At 59.1% G+C, this 16,836-nt stretch carries 14 protein-coding genes; 1 reads left to right on the top strand and 13 read right to left on the bottom strand.

What is annotated here, in order from left to right:
- Window positions 1–368: 368 nt before the first annotated feature.
- The 9 genes from IE061_RS04700 to IE061_RS04660 form a co-directional block, all read right to left on the bottom strand.
- Window positions 369–1,793, bottom strand: coding sequence for an MBL fold metallo-hydrolase RNA specificity domain-containing protein (locus IE061_RS04700; protein ID WP_193461100.1), 1,425 nt, complete (start codon window positions 1,791–1,793; stop codon window positions 369–371).
- Window positions 1,794–2,508: 715 nt separating this feature from the next.
- A complete protein-coding gene (locus IE061_RS04695; protein WP_193461099.1) occupies window positions 2,509–3,204 on the bottom strand; it encodes a zeta toxin family protein in 696 nt (231 codons plus the stop codon).
- Window positions 3,192–3,458, bottom strand: a complete 267-nt coding sequence (locus IE061_RS04690) for a hypothetical protein (RefSeq protein ID WP_016913346.1) — start codon at window positions 3,456–3,458, stop codon at window positions 3,192–3,194. The genes IE061_RS04695 and IE061_RS04690 overlap by 13 nt, the downstream gene beginning before the upstream one ends.
- Window positions 3,459–3,766: 308 nt before the next feature.
- Window positions 3,767–4,705, bottom strand: a complete 939-nt coding sequence (locus IE061_RS04685; RefSeq protein ID WP_193461098.1) for a DUF4351 domain-containing protein — start codon at window positions 4,703–4,705, stop codon at window positions 3,767–3,769.
- A 410-nt stretch (window positions 4,706–5,115) separates the two neighbouring features.
- Complete coding sequence (locus tag IE061_RS04680) at window positions 5,116–5,307, bottom strand: DUF2283 domain-containing protein (protein ID WP_016913348.1); 192 nt, start codon at window positions 5,305–5,307, stop codon at window positions 5,116–5,118.
- Between the two features lie 127 nt (window positions 5,308–5,434).
- Window positions 5,435–6,532, bottom strand: a complete 1,098-nt coding sequence (locus IE061_RS04675; protein ID WP_039183072.1) for a chain-length determining protein — start codon at window positions 6,530–6,532, stop codon at window positions 5,435–5,437.
- 3 nt (window positions 6,533–6,535) lie between these two features.
- On the bottom strand, window positions 6,536–7,345 hold the full coding sequence (locus tag IE061_RS04670) for an ABC transporter permease (RefSeq protein WP_039183075.1): 810 nt from the start codon (window positions 7,343–7,345) through the stop codon (window positions 6,536–6,538).
- A 1,141-nt stretch (window positions 7,346–8,486) separates the two neighbouring features.
- Window positions 8,487–10,232 carry a polysaccharide biosynthesis/export family protein gene (locus IE061_RS04665; RefSeq protein ID WP_193461097.1) on the bottom strand — a complete coding sequence of 582 codons (1,746 nt, stop codon included), beginning with the start codon at window positions 10,230–10,232 and terminating at the stop codon, window positions 8,487–8,489.
- A gap of 1 nt (window position 10,233) precedes the next feature.
- Window positions 10,234–10,635 (bottom strand): DVU3141 family protein, encoded by a 402-nt coding sequence (locus tag IE061_RS04660; protein ID WP_039183080.1) that lies wholly within the window; start codon window positions 10,633–10,635, stop codon window positions 10,234–10,236.
- Window positions 10,636–10,952: 317 nt separating this feature from the next.
- Between IE061_RS04660 and IE061_RS04655 the strand changes: the two genes are divergently transcribed.
- Complete coding sequence (locus IE061_RS04655; RefSeq protein ID WP_039183083.1) at window positions 10,953–12,287, top strand: UDP-glucose dehydrogenase family protein; 1,335 nt, start codon at window positions 10,953–10,955, stop codon at window positions 12,285–12,287.
- A gap of 90 nt (window positions 12,288–12,377) precedes the next feature.
- Here the strand turns inward: IE061_RS04655 and IE061_RS04650 are convergent, their stop codons facing one another.
- From IE061_RS04650 to IE061_RS04635, 4 genes are all read right to left on the bottom strand, one after another.
- The gene (locus tag IE061_RS04650) at window positions 12,378–13,637 is read right to left on the bottom strand and encodes an O-antigen ligase family protein (protein ID WP_193461096.1); all 1,260 of its coding nucleotides are present in this window, start codon (window positions 13,635–13,637) and stop codon (window positions 12,378–12,380) included.
- 158 nt (window positions 13,638–13,795) lie between these two features.
- Window positions 13,796–14,794, bottom strand: coding sequence for a UDP-glucose 4-epimerase GalE (galE, locus tag IE061_RS04645; RefSeq protein ID WP_193461095.1), 999 nt, complete (start codon window positions 14,792–14,794; stop codon window positions 13,796–13,798).
- A 12-nt stretch (window positions 14,795–14,806) separates the two neighbouring features.
- A complete protein-coding gene (locus tag IE061_RS04640; RefSeq protein WP_193461094.1) occupies window positions 14,807–16,210 on the bottom strand; it encodes an undecaprenyl-phosphate glucose phosphotransferase in 1,404 nt (467 codons plus the stop codon).
- Window positions 16,203–16,712: an O-antigen ligase family protein gene (locus IE061_RS04635; RefSeq protein ID WP_193461093.1), complete on the bottom strand. Its 510-nt coding sequence runs from the start codon at window positions 16,710–16,712 to the stop codon at window positions 16,203–16,205. Before IE061_RS04635 ends, IE061_RS04640 begins: the two co-directional genes overlap by 8 nt.
- Window positions 16,713–16,836: the final 124 nt, after the last annotated feature.

The following is a 16,836-nucleotide window of genomic DNA, read 5'->3' as shown; positions in this document are numbered from 1 at the left end:
CTCGCTCTTTCGTTACGCCGCGCTACGGGGTGTTTGCCGCCATTCGAGGTGTTGCCGCGCTTGATCGTTATGCCGCGAAACGGGGTGGTGCCCATGCGTATCGTTGGCGGCGCCCCGTAGCGCGGTGTAAGCGGAGCGCACCCGCGAAGCAGCCCGTTAGGGGTGCTGGTGAGGCAAAGGAGCTTGCTCGATCACCGTGGCTTGATCGGGGCGGCTAGGGCCGCCTTCGCGGGTGCCTCTTTCGCTCGTGACCTCGCTCTTTCGTTACGCCGCGCTACGGGGTGGTTGCCGCCATTCGAGGTGTTGCCGCCTTTCGCGGTGTTGCCGCGCTTGATCGTTAAGCAGTGAAATGAGGTTGGTTCTATTCACTATTCACCATTCATCACTGTCACGCCCTTTCCTTTTCGGGTGTACATCGCTTCCAGCTCACGTTTGAGTGCGCTGCGGGCGGTTTGTTCGCCGTGCACCAGGTGGAGGGTGTGGGGCCAGCGGCGCATGCGTTTGACGAAGTTGAGCAGGTCTTTCTGGTCGGCGTGGGCGGAGTAGCCGCTGATGGAGGTGACGCCTGCTTTGATATCGTATCGCTGATTGTCGATCTCTACCCAGCCTCCACGCGGGCCGTATTGCTGTATGGCGCGGCCTGGGGTGCCTGCGCCCTGGTAGCCGACGAACAGTACCTGGTGGCGTTCATCGCCCAGCATGGCTTTGAGGTAGTTCATGATGCGCCCGCCTGCGCACATGCCGCTGGCGGCGATGACCACCGCTGGGCGGCCTGTGCTGGCCAGGTAGCTGACCGTTCGCTCGTGGGCTTCGTGGCTGTCTACGGTGTAGAGGTTGGCGAAGTTGAGCGGGTGGCGGCCACTGCGCAGGCGGCGTTGGGCTTCGTCGTCCCAGTAGGGTTTCAGCTCGCGGTATACCTGGGTGAAGCGGGCGGCCAGCGGCGAATCGACGATGATCTCCAGCGTTTGCCATAGGCTTTTGGGCAGCCCGCGTTTGGCGTTGCGCTCGGCTTCATGAATGATGCCTTCCAGCTCGTAGAGCAACTCTTGGGTTCGGCCAATGCTGAAAGCGGGCACCATGACCGTGCCGCCGTTAGTGAGCGCTTGCTCGATGGCCTGTTTCAGCGTGGCGCGGCGCTGGCGGCGGTCAGGGTGCTGGCGGTCGCCGTAGGTGCTTTCGAGTACCAATTGTTCGCAGCCGTAGGGCGATTGGGGCGCGGGCAGTAGCGGTGCGTAGGGAGCGCCTAGATCGCCGCTGAAGATGACCCGTTCCTTCTCGCCGTTGGGGTGCTGGTGGGCTACTTCCACGTAGCTGGAGCCCAGTATGTGCCCTGCCCGCTTGAGCTTCACTCGGGTGGTGATGCCGCCTTCTTCGGTTTTTTCAAATACGGTGTGCCATTTACCGTAGGGCACGCTGATGATCTGGCTTTCCAACTGCTGCTGGAAACGTTCGATGAGCTGGGCGTTGCGGGTGAAGCCGATTTTCAGGGCATCTTCGATCACCAGCGGCAGCAGTTTGGCCGAGGGGATGGAACAGATGATGGGCCCTTTGAATCCGGCGGCCAGCAGGTAGGGCAAGCGGCCTACGTGATCGATATGTACGTGGGTGATGACCAGCGCTTTGACGGTGCTGATATCGAATTCGATCTGGAGCTGCTGGAAAGTGTCTTCGGTGGTGTCTTCGCCCTGAAAAAGCCCGCAGTCGATCAGCAGTGAGTGTTCGCTATCGAGGATGAGCTGGTGACAGCTCCCCGTCACGCCCGTTGCCCCGCCGTGGTGTGTAATATCGAGCATGGAATTCCTTTACGTGCTTGCTTTGGGCGGTAAGGCGTTATGGAGCGTGGTGGCTTGATCGGGGCGGCTGGCGCCGCCAACGCGGGTGCCTCTTTCGCTCGTTGCTCTCGCTCTTTCGTTACGCCGCGCTACGGGGTTGGTGCCCATGCGTATCGTTGGTGATTCACCTGTAGCGCGGTGTAAGCAGAGCGCACCCGCGAAGCACCCCGTGAGGGGTGCCGAATATGCCACTGGGGTTTGCTCGATCACCGTGGCTTGATTGGGGCGGCTGGCGCCGCCAACGCGGGTGCCTCTTTCGCTCGTGACCTCGCTCTTTCGTTACGCCGCGCTACGGGGTTGGTGCCCTGCGTATCGTTGGCGATTCACCTGTAGCGCGGTGTAAGCGGAGCGCACCCGCGAAGCACCCCGTTAGGGGTGCCGATGAGGCCAATGAGCTTTGCTCGATCACCGTGGCTTGATCGGGGCGGCTGGCGCCGCCCACGCGGGTGCCTCTTTCGCTCGTTGCTCTCGCTCTTTCGTTACGCCGCGCTACGAGGTGCTCACCCATGAGTATCGTTGGTGATTCACCTGTAGCGCGGTGTAAGCAGAGCGCACCCGCGAAGCACCCCGTCAGGGGTGCCGAATATGCCACTGGGGTTTGCTCGATCACCTTGGCTCAATCAGGGCGGCTAGGGCCGCTAATACGGGTGTTGGCGGCTATTTATTGCTACGTGCGTTATGAGGGGCGTGCAGATCTCACTTTAGATCTGTCCCATTTTTTAAGCACTGAATCGACAAACCAAAGTGAATCAATTTTGTTAAATTCGCTTTCGTAGATATCTAAATAACCATCAGGTGTGGCTTCTGCAAAATGCAGATGCATTTCACTAGAATTATCAAAAAAATAAGCTCTTCTACATTTCACAACCATTTCATGCAAAAGTGACAAGCTTGCTTGATAGCGACTTATTATCTTTTCGGCAGGGACATCATGCCCACCACTCGAAACTCTTTGTGCAACACGAGCCTGATTAATCTCAGGACTTGATGTGCAAATATAATAGAGGTAGGGCTCAAACCCAAAATCTAGTGCTTTTTCAACAAATCTTATGTGACTACTATGACTCATAACAGATTCATAGGTGAGGGATAGGCCAGACTCCAACCAATCCTCTCTCAGGCCTGTGGCAATCGCTTGCGCAGAGATCGCAGCAAAATACGTTTCAAACTCTTTAGCAAAAGACTTTACGGACGCCTTGCCCTCAGACATTGCGGTTGAGGTTTTTTCAATAACATCATTTAGCTCAATATGCTTCGCAATATCATCAGGATTTAAATATTGCCCTAATGGTATTTTCTTACTAAGCAAAAATTGAGTCAGGGTTGTTTTACCCGAGCCATTTGGGCCAGCAACAAGCCTTAACCTTGGCACAAATACTCCCTAAGATTGAACGGCTGGGCTTGTTTTAGCTTTTTAAGCTGCTTGACCTGATGATCGGGCGACTCTTCAACCAGATAGCCATCACGTTCATAGACCACAGAAACACCTGCTGCCAAATTTCTTTGGATGGCCGCGCGAGAGGATTCGCTCGCAAACTGCATGAGTGAGCGCGTGTCTTGCATTGGATCTTTTCTCTTACCTTTGCGCACCATCGCTAGCTTCTCGTGGTTTGATTTCTGACTCATGATTTCTCCCTTCTCAGTACAGCTTGTGAAACCATAGATTCATTATAGACCGAGTAGTTTCGAATAGAGCAGGCTATTGCAATGATTCATTAAATATCGTGGCTCGATCAGGGCGGCTGACGCCGCCCTTCGCGCCGGGCCGCCGCTGCGGGTGCCTCTTTCGCTCGTTGCTCTCGCTCTTTCGTTACGCCGCGCTACGGGGTTGGTGCCCTGCGTATCGTTGGCGATTCACCTGTAGCGCGGTGTAAGCGGAGCGCACCCGCGAAGCACCCCGTTAGGGGTGCCGATGATGGCGTGAATGTCAGCGGTTACTGAATAGGTTCGATCAGGGCTTCCAATGTGTTGGCACTCAATATGCCTTCCATCCAATTTTCCAGCTGCTCTATGGAAGCCGACTCAATTTGGGTATCGGCCCATGACGGTAACTCGCCAAACTTCAGCATGAGCAGCTTTCGCAGCATATTTTGTGCTTCATGCTGACGGCCCTGTTGCATGCCCTGTTGCATACCTTGCTGCATGCCTTGCTGAATACCTTCCGTACGAAGACGCTCTGCTAAACCAGCCATTTTGCTTTCCTCCTGAGGATAGCGCCTTTGGTAGGCTTTTCTTTCATCTGTGCTTAAATCGCTGTAGATATCGACAAAGTCTATGTATTTGAGTTGCTTTTCAATGCTTGGTTCCAGCGAAAACAGGCCTTGTATGGCATTGGCGTATACATCGATTTTATCTTTCTCTGCCCATGCCATATTCGGTAAATTAAGCCGTGCTACGATATTTTGGCTACTAAAATACTGATTGGCCGGCAATTTATTTAAATGTGTATGTAAATAGTGAAACTGTAGGTAGCTATGGCGTTCACTTCGAATATGCAGGCTTTCTACCACTTTTTTATTAGAATTCAAAAAAATCACCACCGGTACCACTCGTTCTGTATCGAATAGCTCACTCAGGTGCAGTGTGTAGTGCGCCAGCCTGTGGATCGAGAAACGGCCGGGATCCGTTTCTTCTTCTAGCGTGAACAGTAGCGCTTCGCGTTGCCCATTTGGCCACTCTACTAGCAACGGTACGTCTAGCTCATGAAATCTGTCACCCAGGCGCTCTTTTAATTGCTCCTGGCGAATAGGAGTGACTTTGACGCTAGGCAGTAAATCTCCAGCCTCTTCTGATGCAAAGAAAGCGAGGGCTTCGCGTGGATAGTCCAAAATCAGGTTCTTGAAATTTTGATCATGGCTTGTACGGTTCGCCATGGCTTTTCCTTGCTGTGGCTCAGTCGGGGCGGCTAGCGCCGCCTTCGCGCCGGGCCGCGGGTGCTCGCCCATGAGTATCGTTGGCGATGCATCCGTAGCGCGGTGTAAGCGGAGCGCACCCGCGAAGCACTCCGTCAGGGGTGCCGAATATGCCACTGGGGTTTGCTCGATCACCGTGGCTCAATCGGGGCGGCTAGGGCCGCCCTTCGCGGGTGCCTCTTTCGCTCGTTTCTCTCGCTCTTTCGTTACGCCGCGCTACGGGGTTGGTGCCGCCATTCGAGGTGTTGACGCGGTTGCTCGTTATGGCGCGAAACGGGGTTGGTGCCACGCCTCATAACGTTGGCGGTGTTCCCGTAGCGCGGTGTAAACGAGCGCACCCGCAGGAGCAGCGGGAGTGGTGTTGCGGTTAGTTAAGCGGCTTGGCTTTTTAAGAGTGGCCATGCACCTTGCTTCGAGGCCTCCAGAATGACGATTTCATTGATCGTGCCATCCTCTGCGTAACTAATATGTGTATGCCAATCTTGAGAAACCTCCCTAACGGTAGGCTTTTCTGATAGGTGCAGAACCAGGATATCATCTGCTTCATCGTACGTAGTTCGCATTACTTATCCTGTTTGGTTTGGGCGTATTACAGACGCCTTCACGCCGGGCCGCCGCTGCGGGTGCCTCTTTCGTTCGTTTCTCTCGCTCTTTCGTTACGCCGCGCTACGGTGCCCTACCCCTTGCTCATCAATCCCGGTGGTCTTTGATGATCATGATCATCATGCTGAGGATGAAGGCGAGGAAGATGGTGATGATGGCGAATACCGTGCTGTTGTAGAGGCGGTTGGGCTCTGTGGGGTATTCGGGCATGAGCGGGCTTTGCAACACGCTGACTTGTTTGAGCTGGCGGGCGGCTTCCAGGCGGGTGTTTTCCAGGGCGGCCAGGGCGCTGGAGTAGGTTTCCTGGGCGAACTGGGCCTGCAGTTCCAGGGTTTCGTATTCTGCCGAGATGCGGTTGAGCGAGTTGCCGGTGGCTTGGGCCAGGCGGTCGCGTTGTTCGACGATCTGGTCGCGCAGGGCTTCGATGTTGCGTTCTACTTGGCGCAGCTCGGCGGATTGGGCGCTTTGGAAGCTGGCCAGGGCGTTGCGCTGGGCCTGGAAGCGGGCCAGGTCGGCTTCGAGGGTAGCGACGACCTGGTTGATGCTTTCCACCGTGCTGGTGGGTGATACCAGCCCGTGCTCGTTCTGGAATTCGAGCAGTTGGGCGCGGGTGTCATTGAAGCGCTCTTCCAGGCGCACCATTTGGCGCTCCAGAAAGCGTACCTGTTCATCGGCCAGGCGGTGGCCCATTTCGTTCATGTGGTTTTCGCCTGCTTCCAGCAGCAGCGATGCCATGCTGTGGGCGAATTCGGGGGTGTAACCTTGCACGTAGATGTTGAGCACGCCTGCGTATTCGTCCAGCTCCACTTCTACACGGCGCAGGTAGTACTGATGCAGGTCTTCGATGGGCACGTTCGGGTCGCGCAGGCGGGCAAACAGGTCACCGTGTTCGCTGTAGTGCTGGCGAATGCCTAGCTGTTCATCGAGCAGGCGCAGCATGTCTACCGAGAGCAGGTGCTCGCGCAGTAGCAGCAGGTCGGCCGTGTTGCCTCCGCCGCCGCCCATGAGCGATGAGAGGCTGAATTCCGGTGTGGCGACCTGTGGGCTTTCCAGCACCACGGTGGCACGGGAAACGTAGCGCTCTTCTGCCCATACAAACCAGTAAAAGCTGACCAGGAGAATGGCGAGCAAGGCCATGGCCCAGTGCGGTGACTGTTTTACGAAACGGGTTAATGAGGATTGCATGGGTTATTTGGCCTTCAACCGGTCAACAAAACGGAGGTGCATCAGTAGCCCGAGGGCATTCAAACTCAGGGTCACCAGCCAGAAGTAGAGCATGCTGGTGCCGTGGATGACCTGATAGTTTTCAAAGAATCCCAGCCGCAGAGTTTCCAGGGCATGGGGAATGGGGTTGAGCATCAGGTATTCCAGTAGCCAGTGGGGTAACTGGTTGAGCGGAAACATGACGCCGGAAATGATCAACAGTGGCAGCGAAAGCATGCGGATCACTCGGCCCACTTCCGGCACCAGGGTAGCGGCCACCGAGGTGATCAGGCCCAGCCCGATGCCCAGGCTCCAAAGCGAGACCCATGCCCACATGGCTCTGATGGCATTGTCGGGGTACATGTCCAGACCTAGCAGCAGCCCCCCCACGATAAACAGCAGGAAGACGAAGGTGCGCAGCATGCCTTCCAGAAAGTTGCGCACCAGCACGGGGTCTACGGGCTGCACTTGGCGATAGGCGAACAGCGCGCTGTTGGCATCGATGGCCCCCATACCGCGCAGCATGCCTTCTCGCACCAGGAAGAAACCCATCATGCCGGCGATCATCCAGGGAATGAACTCGGCATTCACGATCAGGCGGTCACCTCGGATGAAACTACGAATGCCCACCATGATGGCCACTAGCGCGAAGGGCTCGAAGATCATCCAGAACCAGCCCATGCGGTCGGCCATGGTGCGAGAAATGGCTTCGCGCATGAACATGGCGTGCCACACGCTGCGCGTGACCTGCCAGGGGGTACGCGCGCCTTTCGGGGCGCTGCTTGTGTTATCCATGATGCTGTGTCTTTTGATTCAAGAACGTAAATAGAGTATGGCGTTATATGGAAGTGGCATTGTCACATTGGTTGCCTCAATCGGGGCGGCTGGCGCCGCCAACGCGGGTGCCTCTTTCGCTCGTTGCTCTCGCTCTTTCGTTACGCCGCGCTACGGGTGCTCGCCCATGCGTATCTTGGCGATTCACCTGTAGCGCGGTGTAAGCGGAGCGCACCCGCGAAGCACCCCGTTAGGGGTGCCGATGAGGCCAATGAGCTTTGCTCGATCACTGTGGCTTAATCGGGGCGGCTGGCGCCGCCTTCGCGCCGGGCCGCCGCTGCGGGTGCCTCTTTCGCTCGTTGCTCTCGCTCTTTCGTTACGCCGCGCTACGGGTGCTCGCCCATGCGTATCTTGGCGATTCACCTGTAGCGCGGTGTAAGCGGAGCGCACCCGCGAAGCACCCCGTTAGGGGTGCCGATGAGGCCAATGAGGTTTGCTCAATTATCGTGGCTCGATCAGGGCGGCTGTCGCCGCCCTCCGCGGGTGCCTCTTTCGCTCGTTGCCTCGCTCTTTCGTTACGCCGCGCTACGGGGTCGTTGCCGTTGATGGCGGTGCTTCGTAGCGCGGTGTAAGCGGAGCGCACCCGCGAAGCACCCCGTTAGGGGTGCCGATGAGGCCAATGAGGTTTGCTTGATCACTGTGGCTTAATCGGGGCGGCTGGNGAAGCACCCCGTTAGGGGTGCCGATGAGGCCAATGAGGTTTGCTCAATTATCGTGGCTCGATCAGGGCGGCTGTCGCCGCCCTCCGCGGGTGCCTCTTTCGCTCGTTGCCTCGCTCTTTCGTTACGCCGCGCTACGGGGTCGTTGCCGTTGATGGCGGTGCTCCGTAGCGCGGTGTAAGCGGAGCGCACCCGCGAAGCACCCCGTTAGGGGTGCCGGTGAGGCCAATGAGGTTTGCTCAATTACCGTGGCTCGATCAGGGCGGCTGGCGCCGCCAACGCGGGTGCCTCTTTCGCTCGTTGCCTCGCTCTTTCGTTACGCCGCGCTACGGGGTCGTTGCTGTTGATGGCGGTGCTTCGTAGCGCGGTGTAAGCGGAGCGCACCCGCGAAGCACCCCGTTAGGGGTGCCGATGATGGCGCCGAGCCAATGCAGCGGGTCTCATCACAGGTCCAGGGCGACGCGGGTGGTGACGGCGATCTGGAAGAGGATCTGGGTGAGGGTCGAGGCGAGCTGCAGGTTGTGCGTGGGTGCCTTGGGCATGACGAGGATTTCGTCGCCGGGGCGCAGCGGGGTGTTGCGGGCGTGTTCGACGGCGCCGTTCTGGCGTACCAGCAGGATCTGGTCGCGGTCGGCGCGTTCGGTGAAGCCACCGGCGCTTTCCACGTAGTCGATGACGCTCATGCCGGGGCGGAAGACGGCGGCCTGGGGCACGAGGATTTCACCGCTGATGAGCACCGAGTCGCTGATTTCAGGAATGGTGATCACGTCGCCATCCTGGAGGCGGATGTCGGTGATGCCGTCGCTGGAGGCCACCACCAAGCGGCCGCTGGGTTCGAGTTCACGGGCGCGTTCGATGAAGCGTTCGATCAGTTCGGCTTCTTGCAGGCGAATCTGCGCTTCCTGGTCGGTGCGCGAGGAAGCGCCCAGGTAGGTGGTTTCCAGGCGGCGCAGGCTGTCCTGCAAGGATTGCGCCTGTTGCTGGCGCACGCTTTCCCGCTGTAGCGAGATGCTTTCCACGGCGGTCATGTTTTCGGGGACGGCAATGGCGTCGAGCAGTTCGCTGAGGCGCGCATTGCGGGGCAGCGCAAACCGCGAGGGGCCATAGTAGCTGCCTTCGATTTCCACCACGATGGTTTCGCTGCGCTGGTCGGCGCTGAACACCACTTCGTCACCGCTGCGTACCGTTTGGCCTGCAAACAGGTTGATGGGGAAGTATTGGGCAATCGGGCCGTCGTCGCGGTCGCCGCGCAGCAGTACGTGTGATACGCCGCTTCTCAACCGGGCCAGGTTGATGATTTCGGCACCGCTGAGCTGGTTGCCGATCAGTTCGTAGCGGTGTTCGCGGTGTACGTCACCCACCACGGCAATGGCGGGGCCGCGCTCTTCCACCACGATGGTGTCGCCATCCTGGAACTGCGGGCGGGCGATGGTGCCGTTGATGAGGAAGTCGTAGAGGTCGACGGTGGCCACGGTGCGGTCGTCACGGACGACGCGAATCTGGCGGTAGCTACCCAGGTCCTGGTCGATGCCGCCTGCCTGGTCGAGGAAGTAGAGCAGCGAGTCGTTGGGGGTGCCTGCATAGCGGCCCGGATTTTCCACGTAGCCGGTGACGAACACGGCCACGGGCTGAACGCCCTGCACGTTGGTGTAGACCTCGACGTTATCGGGGTACACCGAGGTAATGGCGCCGCGTACGCTGCCATCGACCTGTTGGCTGTTCTGCCCTTCCACGTTGAGCGGGCCGGAGCCGGGAATGAAGATGTTGCCTTGGGCATCCACGGGCAGCACGCGGTCGAACTCGAACGCGCCCCAGGCGCGCACGGTGATCTGGTCGCCGGGCTTGATGCGGTAATCGGCGTTCAGGCCGTCTCCCATGGCGCCACGAAAGCCCCCGGTGAACAGGTTGGCACCAAAGGGCGGCAAGGCATCGGGGTCTTGGGGCGGCGTGGCGATGGGGCCATAGGTGCCACTGCGCCAGTCGGCGCGCGGGGTGTCGTCCACCTGCTCTTGCTGCCCCTGCTGGCCGCCTTGCTGGCTGCCCTGCTGGGGAAGAATGTCGTTGGAGAGGCTGATGGATTGCGCCATGGCGGGCGCAGTGGCCAGCGTGGCAAACACCAGCCCGGCCGTGGCCAGCACGCGCTTCAGCGGAGCCAACAGGGCGGGGGTGGAAGTGATCGTGGCCGGCATGTCAGCGCCCTCCTGCTTGGGTGACCAGGCGCTGGTGTGCCCAGCCATTGGGGGTTTCACAGGCGAGTGCTGCGCGTACGCTGCCGCCGGGCTCCATCACTTGGAGCTGACGGCATTTGCGCCCACTGGCGGCCAGGTACGGGGCATCGGCAATGATTTCCACGTTGTCGCCCCAAGGGGTACGGGCGGCGGTGTGTACACCGCTGGCGGGCGATTGGGTGAGGAAGCGATTGAGTGCTTCGTCTTCCAGGAGCGACGCGGCATCCTGGGTAAGCACGTATTGAGGCGCTTGCTGGGCGCTGCCAGAGGGGTACTGGGTGGCGCAGCCGCTGACCAGGGCCACGCTGACCGCAGCCAACAGCATGCGAGCTGGCCGCGAGACGTAAATTGGGGTGTTCAACATAGTGGATTCCATCAAAAAGGCACGCTACCGCCCAGGGATTGATACGGGCGCATTCCCTTGCCCTACGCTGTGCGGATGTAAAAAGTGGTTACCAATGCGCTGTAAAGCACGCGCCATTGTAAGGGATTCGTTGCTTGGGCTCTACGTCAACAAGCCTTGTACAGCTCACCCTTTTCACGCTGGCGCTTCCTTGCGCAGTCACACTACGGCTTCTTATAACGAAAAATAGCCTTTTAGTTCCGTGGCTTTCTTGTCGTAGGTGTGTCACACGGCTGTGGTAAGCTCGCTGAACGTTTGTATTGACGAGTGAAGGCACCATGAATATTGCGGTTTTTGGTACGGGCTATGTGGGGCTGGTGGCGGGCGCGTGCCTGGCCGAAGTGGGCCATCAGGTTACCTGCATGGATATCGACCCGGCGCGTATTGCCCTGCTCGATGCGGGCGAGTGCCCGTTGTTCGAGCCAGGCTTGAGCACTCTGTTGCAGCAGAACCGCGAGGCTGGCCGCCTGCATTTCACCACCAACACCGAAGAGGCCGTTCGCCAGGGCGACCTGCTGTTCATCGCCGTGGGCACCCCGCCGGATGAAGATGGCAGTGCCGATTTGCGCCACGTGCTGGCCGTGGCGCGCAGCATTGGCGAGCACATGACCGGCTACAAGCTGGTGATCGACAAATCCACCGTGCCCGTGGGCACGGCCGAGAAGGTGGCGGCCACCATCGCACAGGCACAGCAAGCGCGCGGCACAGCGCACGCCTTCGATGTGTGCTCCAATCCGGAGTTCATGAAGGAAGGCGCAGCCATCGAGGACTTTACTCGGGGTGCTCGTATCGTGGTGGGCACCGAAAGCGAACGGGTGCGGGAGTTGATGCGCGAGTGCTATGCACCGTACAACCGTAACCACGACAAGCTGATGTTCATGAGCGTGCGGGCCGCCGAGCTGACCAAGTACGCCGCCAACGCCATGCTGGCCACCAAGATCAGCTTCATGAACGAGATGGCCAACCTGGCCGAGCGGCTGGAGGTGGATATCGAAGAGGTACGCCGGGGTATTGGTAGCGACCCGCGCATTGGCTATCACTTCATCTACCCCGGCTGTGGTTACGGTGGCTCTTGCTTTCCCAAGGATGTGAAGGCCCTTGAACGCACCGCCAGGGCGCTGGGCTTCGAGCCCCAGCTGCTGGGTGCCGTGGAAGCGGTCAACCAGCGCCAGAAACAGACCCTGTTCGACAAGCTGACCGCCGAACTGGGCGATGTGCGGGGCAAGACCATCGCACTGTGGGGGCTGGCCTTCAAACCCAATACCGATGACATGCGCGAGGCCCCCAGCCGCACGCTGATGGAGGCGCTATGGGCGGCGGGCGCTACGGTGCAGGCCTTCGACCCGGAAGCCATGGCCGAATGCCGCCGCCTGTACGGCGAACGCGACGACCTGATGCTGGCCGGTGACCGTATTCAGGCGGTGAAAGGCGCCGATGCGCTGGTGATCTGCACGGAGTGGAAGGCGTTCCGGACGGTAGACTTTGCCTGGCTGGCCAGCCAGTTGAACGACAAGCTGGTGGTGGATGGGCGCAACCTCTATTCGCCCGCCGCCCTGGCGAGTGCCGGGCTGCGCTACGTGGGCGTTGGCCGCCGCAGCCCTCAGCCTGCCTGAGCCGTCAGGAGGCACCACAAAGACGACGCCCGGCGCCAAGGCCGGGCGTATTCGTTTGGGCTTCCCATGCGGGTCTATCCAGCAACGCTGCTAGGCCACCTTGGGGGCGGATTGTCGACGGTGGCAACCCCACAGCACCACCAGCAGGAAGGCGTACATCATGACGCCGCTGTTATGCTCCAGAAAAACCTGGGAAAGCCCGAAATCCAGAAACGTGACGGGTAGCAGCACGCCCGCCGTGGCCACGGCGCGAGCGGCCAGGTCGGGGGCTTGCAAATCGCGGGCGAACATTCGCATGGGTACCAGATAAAGCGCCAGCAAAATCACCAGCCCCAGAATGCCACGTTTGGCGAAAGCATCGACGAATTCATTGTGGGCATGGCCATATTGGGCCGCTTCACGACTGATGATGCCTTCTTCACCAAAGGCGTACATAGCCTCGGCATAACCATTACTGCCCCACCCGGTCAGCGGTTTTTCCTGAATCAGCATGGCAGCACCGCGCCACATTTCGAATCGAGCCCCAACAGAGGTCGAGCGATTTTCACCGGAAATGTACAACGCCACGTCACTGAAGGCGTGCTGTACGCGAGTTTGAACCCCCGACTGAGGCACTGAATATACCACCAGCCCCCCCACCACTACGGCCGCCACGACGGCCACCTTGAGGCGGCTGGAAAGCTGGGTGCCGTAGGCGCGATACAGCACCAGCAGCACGATGGGAAAACCTACCCAGCCGCCACGGCTGCCGGAAAACAGCGAGCCTAGTATGCCGCCCAATGCCCCCGCCAGCAGCAGGGCGACCCAAACTTGGCGCTGGCGCTGCACCACGGCCCACCCCAGGCCTGCCATGCACAGTACGCCCAGCAGCATGCTGAGGTTACCGAACTGAATCACATGGGTATGGCCTTGGGCGCGGTCTACGCCTTCGAACAGCTTTTGCCACCCGGCCCAGGTACCTGCACTGAGTGCGCCCACGGCGGCACCGCTCCACAGAAAGGCCAGATTGGGCGGGTAGCGCAGTACCCAGAATAGAGCCGGAATGGCCAGAATGAAGCGGCTGGGCTTGTCGAAACCCTTGCTGCCCTGGCCATCCAGCCACGCTTCCAGCATGGTGATGGCCGCATAGGCCAGCAGCACGGCCATGATGGCACCATCCTGGCGCGTCAACGTAGGCACACGGCGCAGGGCGATGAGCCCCAGCCCCGCCAGCAGCAGCAACAACGCCCCTAGCGAGTAGCCGCTGGGCACCACCAGTGCAATGGCGGCCAATAGAAAGACGGCCACGCCCGTGAATAGCTGGGGGGGCTGAGTGCCTGCGTGTGATGAGGGGGTGTGCGTTGCCAACATTGAAACAGACTTCCTTTCATGGCCCTGGGGCGGCAAATCATTGAGGAAGCCGATAGTAGCACAGGCAGCCCGTTCTCAGGGATAGCATGGGTTCACAGGCAACAGGGGCTTACCGATAACGTGGCTGCTTGCCAGGCGCTCACCTGGCGAGCATACGTTCATGCGCTGGTGTGCTGCTGCCAGCGCCAGGTGTCGATCATCATGTCGTCGAGGGTTTGGGTGGCTTGCCAGCCCAGCTCTTGCTGCGCCTTTTCGGCACTGGCCCAGAAGGCGGCCAGGTCGCCATCGCGCCGGGGGGCGTAGCGGAAGGCCACGGGCACCTGGGTGGCCTGGGTAAAGGCATCGATCATCTGCTTGACCGACACCCCCTGCCCCGTGCCCAGGTTGTAGTGGCTGGCGCCCGGCGTTTCCAGGGCCTTGAGCGCGACGCGGTGCCCTGCCGCCAGATCGACCACATGCAGGTAGTCGCGCACGCAGGTGCCGTCCTGGGTCGGGTAGTCGTTGCCGTAGACCTGCAGCTCGGGCAGCACGCCTGCCGCTACCTGGCTGATGTAGGGCATCAGGTTGTTGGGCACCCCTTGGGGTGATTCACCGATCAGTCCCGAGGGGTGCGCACCAATGGGGTTGAAGTAGCGCAGAATGGCCACGGACCACTCTGGGTCGCTGGCGCACAGGTCTTCCAGCACCTGCTCGACCATGGCCTTGGAGGTGCCGTAGGGGCTGGTACAGCTGCCCCGGCCCATGGTTTCCACGTAGGGCGGGATGGCATCCACGCCATACACCGTGGCCGATGAGCTGAAAATCAGCCGCTTGATACCCGCTTTGGCCATGGCCTGGCACAGCACGATGGAGCCATGCACGTTGGTATCGTAATAAGCCAGCGGCTGGGTCACGCTTTCACCTACCGCCTTCAGGCCTGCGCAATGAATCACCGCGTCGATAGGGTGCTGCTCGAAAATGCTCGCCAGCAGCGCAGCATCGCGCACGTCGCCCTGGTAGAACGCCGCCGCGCGCCCAGTGATCTTTTCGATACGCGGCACCACGGAGGCCACGCTATTGGAAAGGTCATCCAGCAGCACCACCGAGTACCCTTCCTTCAGCAGTTCGACGGCGATATGCGAGCCGATATACCCCGTGCCACCTGTCACTAAAATCATCAGAGGCTCCGGTCAGTAGGCATTGGCGTGTTTAAAGCCCTTAAACACGGTCATGAAGATGATCTTCAGGTCGAGCCACACCGACCAGTTGTCGATGTACCACAGGTCATACTCGACCCGCCGCTGCATTTTTTCCAGCGTCTCGGTCTCGCCGCGCAGCCCATTGACCTGAGCCCAGCCGGTAATGCCGGGCTTCACCTTGTGCCTGCGCATGTAGGACTCCACCAGTTCCTTGTAGTACTCATTGTGGGCCAGCGCATGGGGCCGTGGCCCTACGATGGACATGCGCCCCTGCAGCACGTTGTAGAACTGCGGCAGCTCATCCAGGGAGGTGCGGCGCAGGAAGGCCCCTATCGGTGTCAGGCGGTTATCGTTCTTGGTGGCCTGGGTAACGACGCCCTCTTTCTCCTGATGCACTTTCATCGAGCGGAACTTGTAAACCTTGAACACCTTGCCGTTGGAGCCTGTGCGGTACTGCTTGAACAGCACGGGGCCAGGCGAGGTGAACTTGATGGCCAGCGCAATGGCAATGCACACCGGCAGAATCATCAGCGAGATCAGGCTGCCGACGATGATGTCTTCGGCACGCTTGACCACTCGGGACATGCCGTTGATGGGCGATACGCTGAGGTCGATGGCCAGGTGGCCCGCCACTTCGCTGGTGCGATGGTTGAGCAGGCGCATGTCCTTGAATTCCGGAATCAGGCGGATCTCTTCGGTATGGTTGCGCAGCGCGTAAAACAGGCCATGCACGGTGTCGCCCATTTCCAGCGGCACACAGATCCACACTTCGGCGGCGCCCGCGTCACTGATCCGAGCGGCAATGCGCTCCAGGTGCTCTTGATCAGGCGCTTCATCACCCAAGCGCTCGACCCCCGCAATGGAGTGCCCTTCCCAGGAGGCTGCCCGCATGCCCCGCGCCACGTGCAGCACGTTCTTGGCAGGCCCCACCAGAAACACGGGGCGCCGTGCTCCGCCACGAATGCGAATGCGCCGCAAGCCGTATTGCACCAGCGCCCTGGCACTGGCCGCCAGCACGAACGAGAACAGCAGCGTCAGCCCCACCCATAGCCGTGAGTAGCGCTCTGCCGCGTGGGCAAAGTAGATGATGGAGGTGACGATGATGCCGATCACCAGCCAGACCAGCATCAACTTGGTGATGATGTAAAACGTGGACGAGATGCGCCAGCGTTTATAGCTGCCTGTGGAACTGTTGGCCACCACCACCAGCAAGGCCATGCAGGCCAACGCCAGAACGTAGCGCTCATGCAAATGAAAGGTCTCGAAACGCAACAGGTACGCCATTACCCCCGAGAACACGACAACGACGAAGTCGAATACCGGGAAGATGATCTTGGGCGGGTAGCGCTCGGAAAAGATCACGCCTCTTTGTCTATTAGACTGCGGCTTATTCATTACCCCTTCTCCTTACCAAAAAATAATCCCTGCCAGCCAGCCATCCTCCTATATCGATGACTTTACTTTTCATTAGTCGATTAGAATTCAAACAACATAACGCTACAGCATAGACAAATAGAAAATTCACAATATTGGTGGACTTTGTCACGTAAGACTCAGTTAAATTTGAAACAAAGAAAAGCGCAAAAACACCAAACACACACAGCTTTTCCTGCAAAGAGAGACCTCCGCGCACAAAGTAATAAGCAACAAGCATCATCATGGCAATATAAGCCAAAACAGATAGCCAGCCACCTTGAACCAATAAATCCACATAGCCATTATGACTATCATGGGGATAAAAATCACCCATTCCCTGCATAGGACCAATAACATTAAAGCGCTCATAGGTCCAAAAATTATCCAGACCATACCCCAATATTGCTTGCACACCAGTCAAATTTTCTAGCACAAAATCCCAGATAGTAACTCTCCCTGTCAAAGATACGAAATACCCCATAACTTCAACACCATCGTAACTAGGCTTTGTACGAAAAGTTAGCTCGCAGGCAGCGGTCTATGCATGCCACGCATACCATCGCCCTAAAGCTGCTTGCTAACTTATCGTAGCGTGTGGCAATGCG

This window comes from Vreelandella hamiltonii (genome assembly GCF_014651795.1).
In the GTDB taxonomy this organism is placed as follows: Bacteria; Pseudomonadota; Gammaproteobacteria; order Pseudomonadales; family Halomonadaceae; genus Vreelandella; species Vreelandella hamiltonii.
Note: the sequence above shows the minus strand (reverse complement) of the source record. Positions and strands in the feature narration are given on the sequence as shown.

Bases quoted from the DNA above. Each gene is read 5' to 3' on its own strand.
- IE061_RS04700 (WP_193461100.1), bottom strand. From the start codon at position 1,793: ATGCTCGATATTACACACCACGGCGGGGCAACGGGCGTGACGGGGAGC.
- IE061_RS04690 (WP_016913346.1), bottom strand. From the start codon at position 3,458: ATGAGTCAGAAATCAAACCACGAGAAGCTAGCGATGGTGCGCAAAGGT.
- IE061_RS04685 (WP_193461098.1), bottom strand. From the start codon at position 4,705: ATGGCGAACCGTACAAGCCATGATCAAAATTTCAAGAACCTGATTTTG.
- IE061_RS04680 (WP_016913348.1), bottom strand. From the start codon at position 5,307: ATGCGAACTACGTACGATGAAGCAGATGATATCCTGGTTCTGCACCTA.
- IE061_RS04675 (WP_039183072.1), bottom strand. From the start codon at position 6,532: ATGCAATCCTCATTAACCCGTTTCGTAAAACAGTCACCGCACTGGGCC.
- IE061_RS04670 (WP_039183075.1), bottom strand. From the start codon at position 7,345: ATGGATAACACAAGCAGCGCCCCGAAAGGCGCGCGTACCCCCTGGCAG.
- IE061_RS04665 (WP_193461097.1), bottom strand. From the start codon at position 10,232: ATGCCGGCCACGATCACTTCCACCCCCGCCCTGTTGGCTCCGCTGAAG.
- IE061_RS04660 (WP_039183080.1), bottom strand. From the start codon at position 10,635: ATGTTGAACACCCCAATTTACGTCTCGCGGCCAGCTCGCATGCTGTTG.
- IE061_RS04655 (WP_039183083.1), top strand. From the start codon at position 10,953: ATGAATATTGCGGTTTTTGGTACGGGCTATGTGGGGCTGGTGGCGGGC.
- IE061_RS04650 (WP_193461096.1), bottom strand. From the start codon at position 13,637: ATGTTGGCAACGCACACCCCCTCATCACACGCAGGCACTCAGCCCCCC.
- galE (WP_193461095.1), bottom strand. From the start codon at position 14,794: ATGATTTTAGTGACAGGTGGCACGGGGTATATCGGCTCGCATATCGCC.
- IE061_RS04640 (WP_193461094.1), bottom strand. From the start codon at position 16,210: ATGAATAAGCCGCAGTCTAATAGACAAAGAGGCGTGATCTTTTCCGAG.
- IE061_RS04635 (WP_193461093.1), bottom strand. From the start codon at position 16,712: ATGGGGTATTTCGTATCTTTGACAGGGAGAGTTACTATCTGGGATTTT.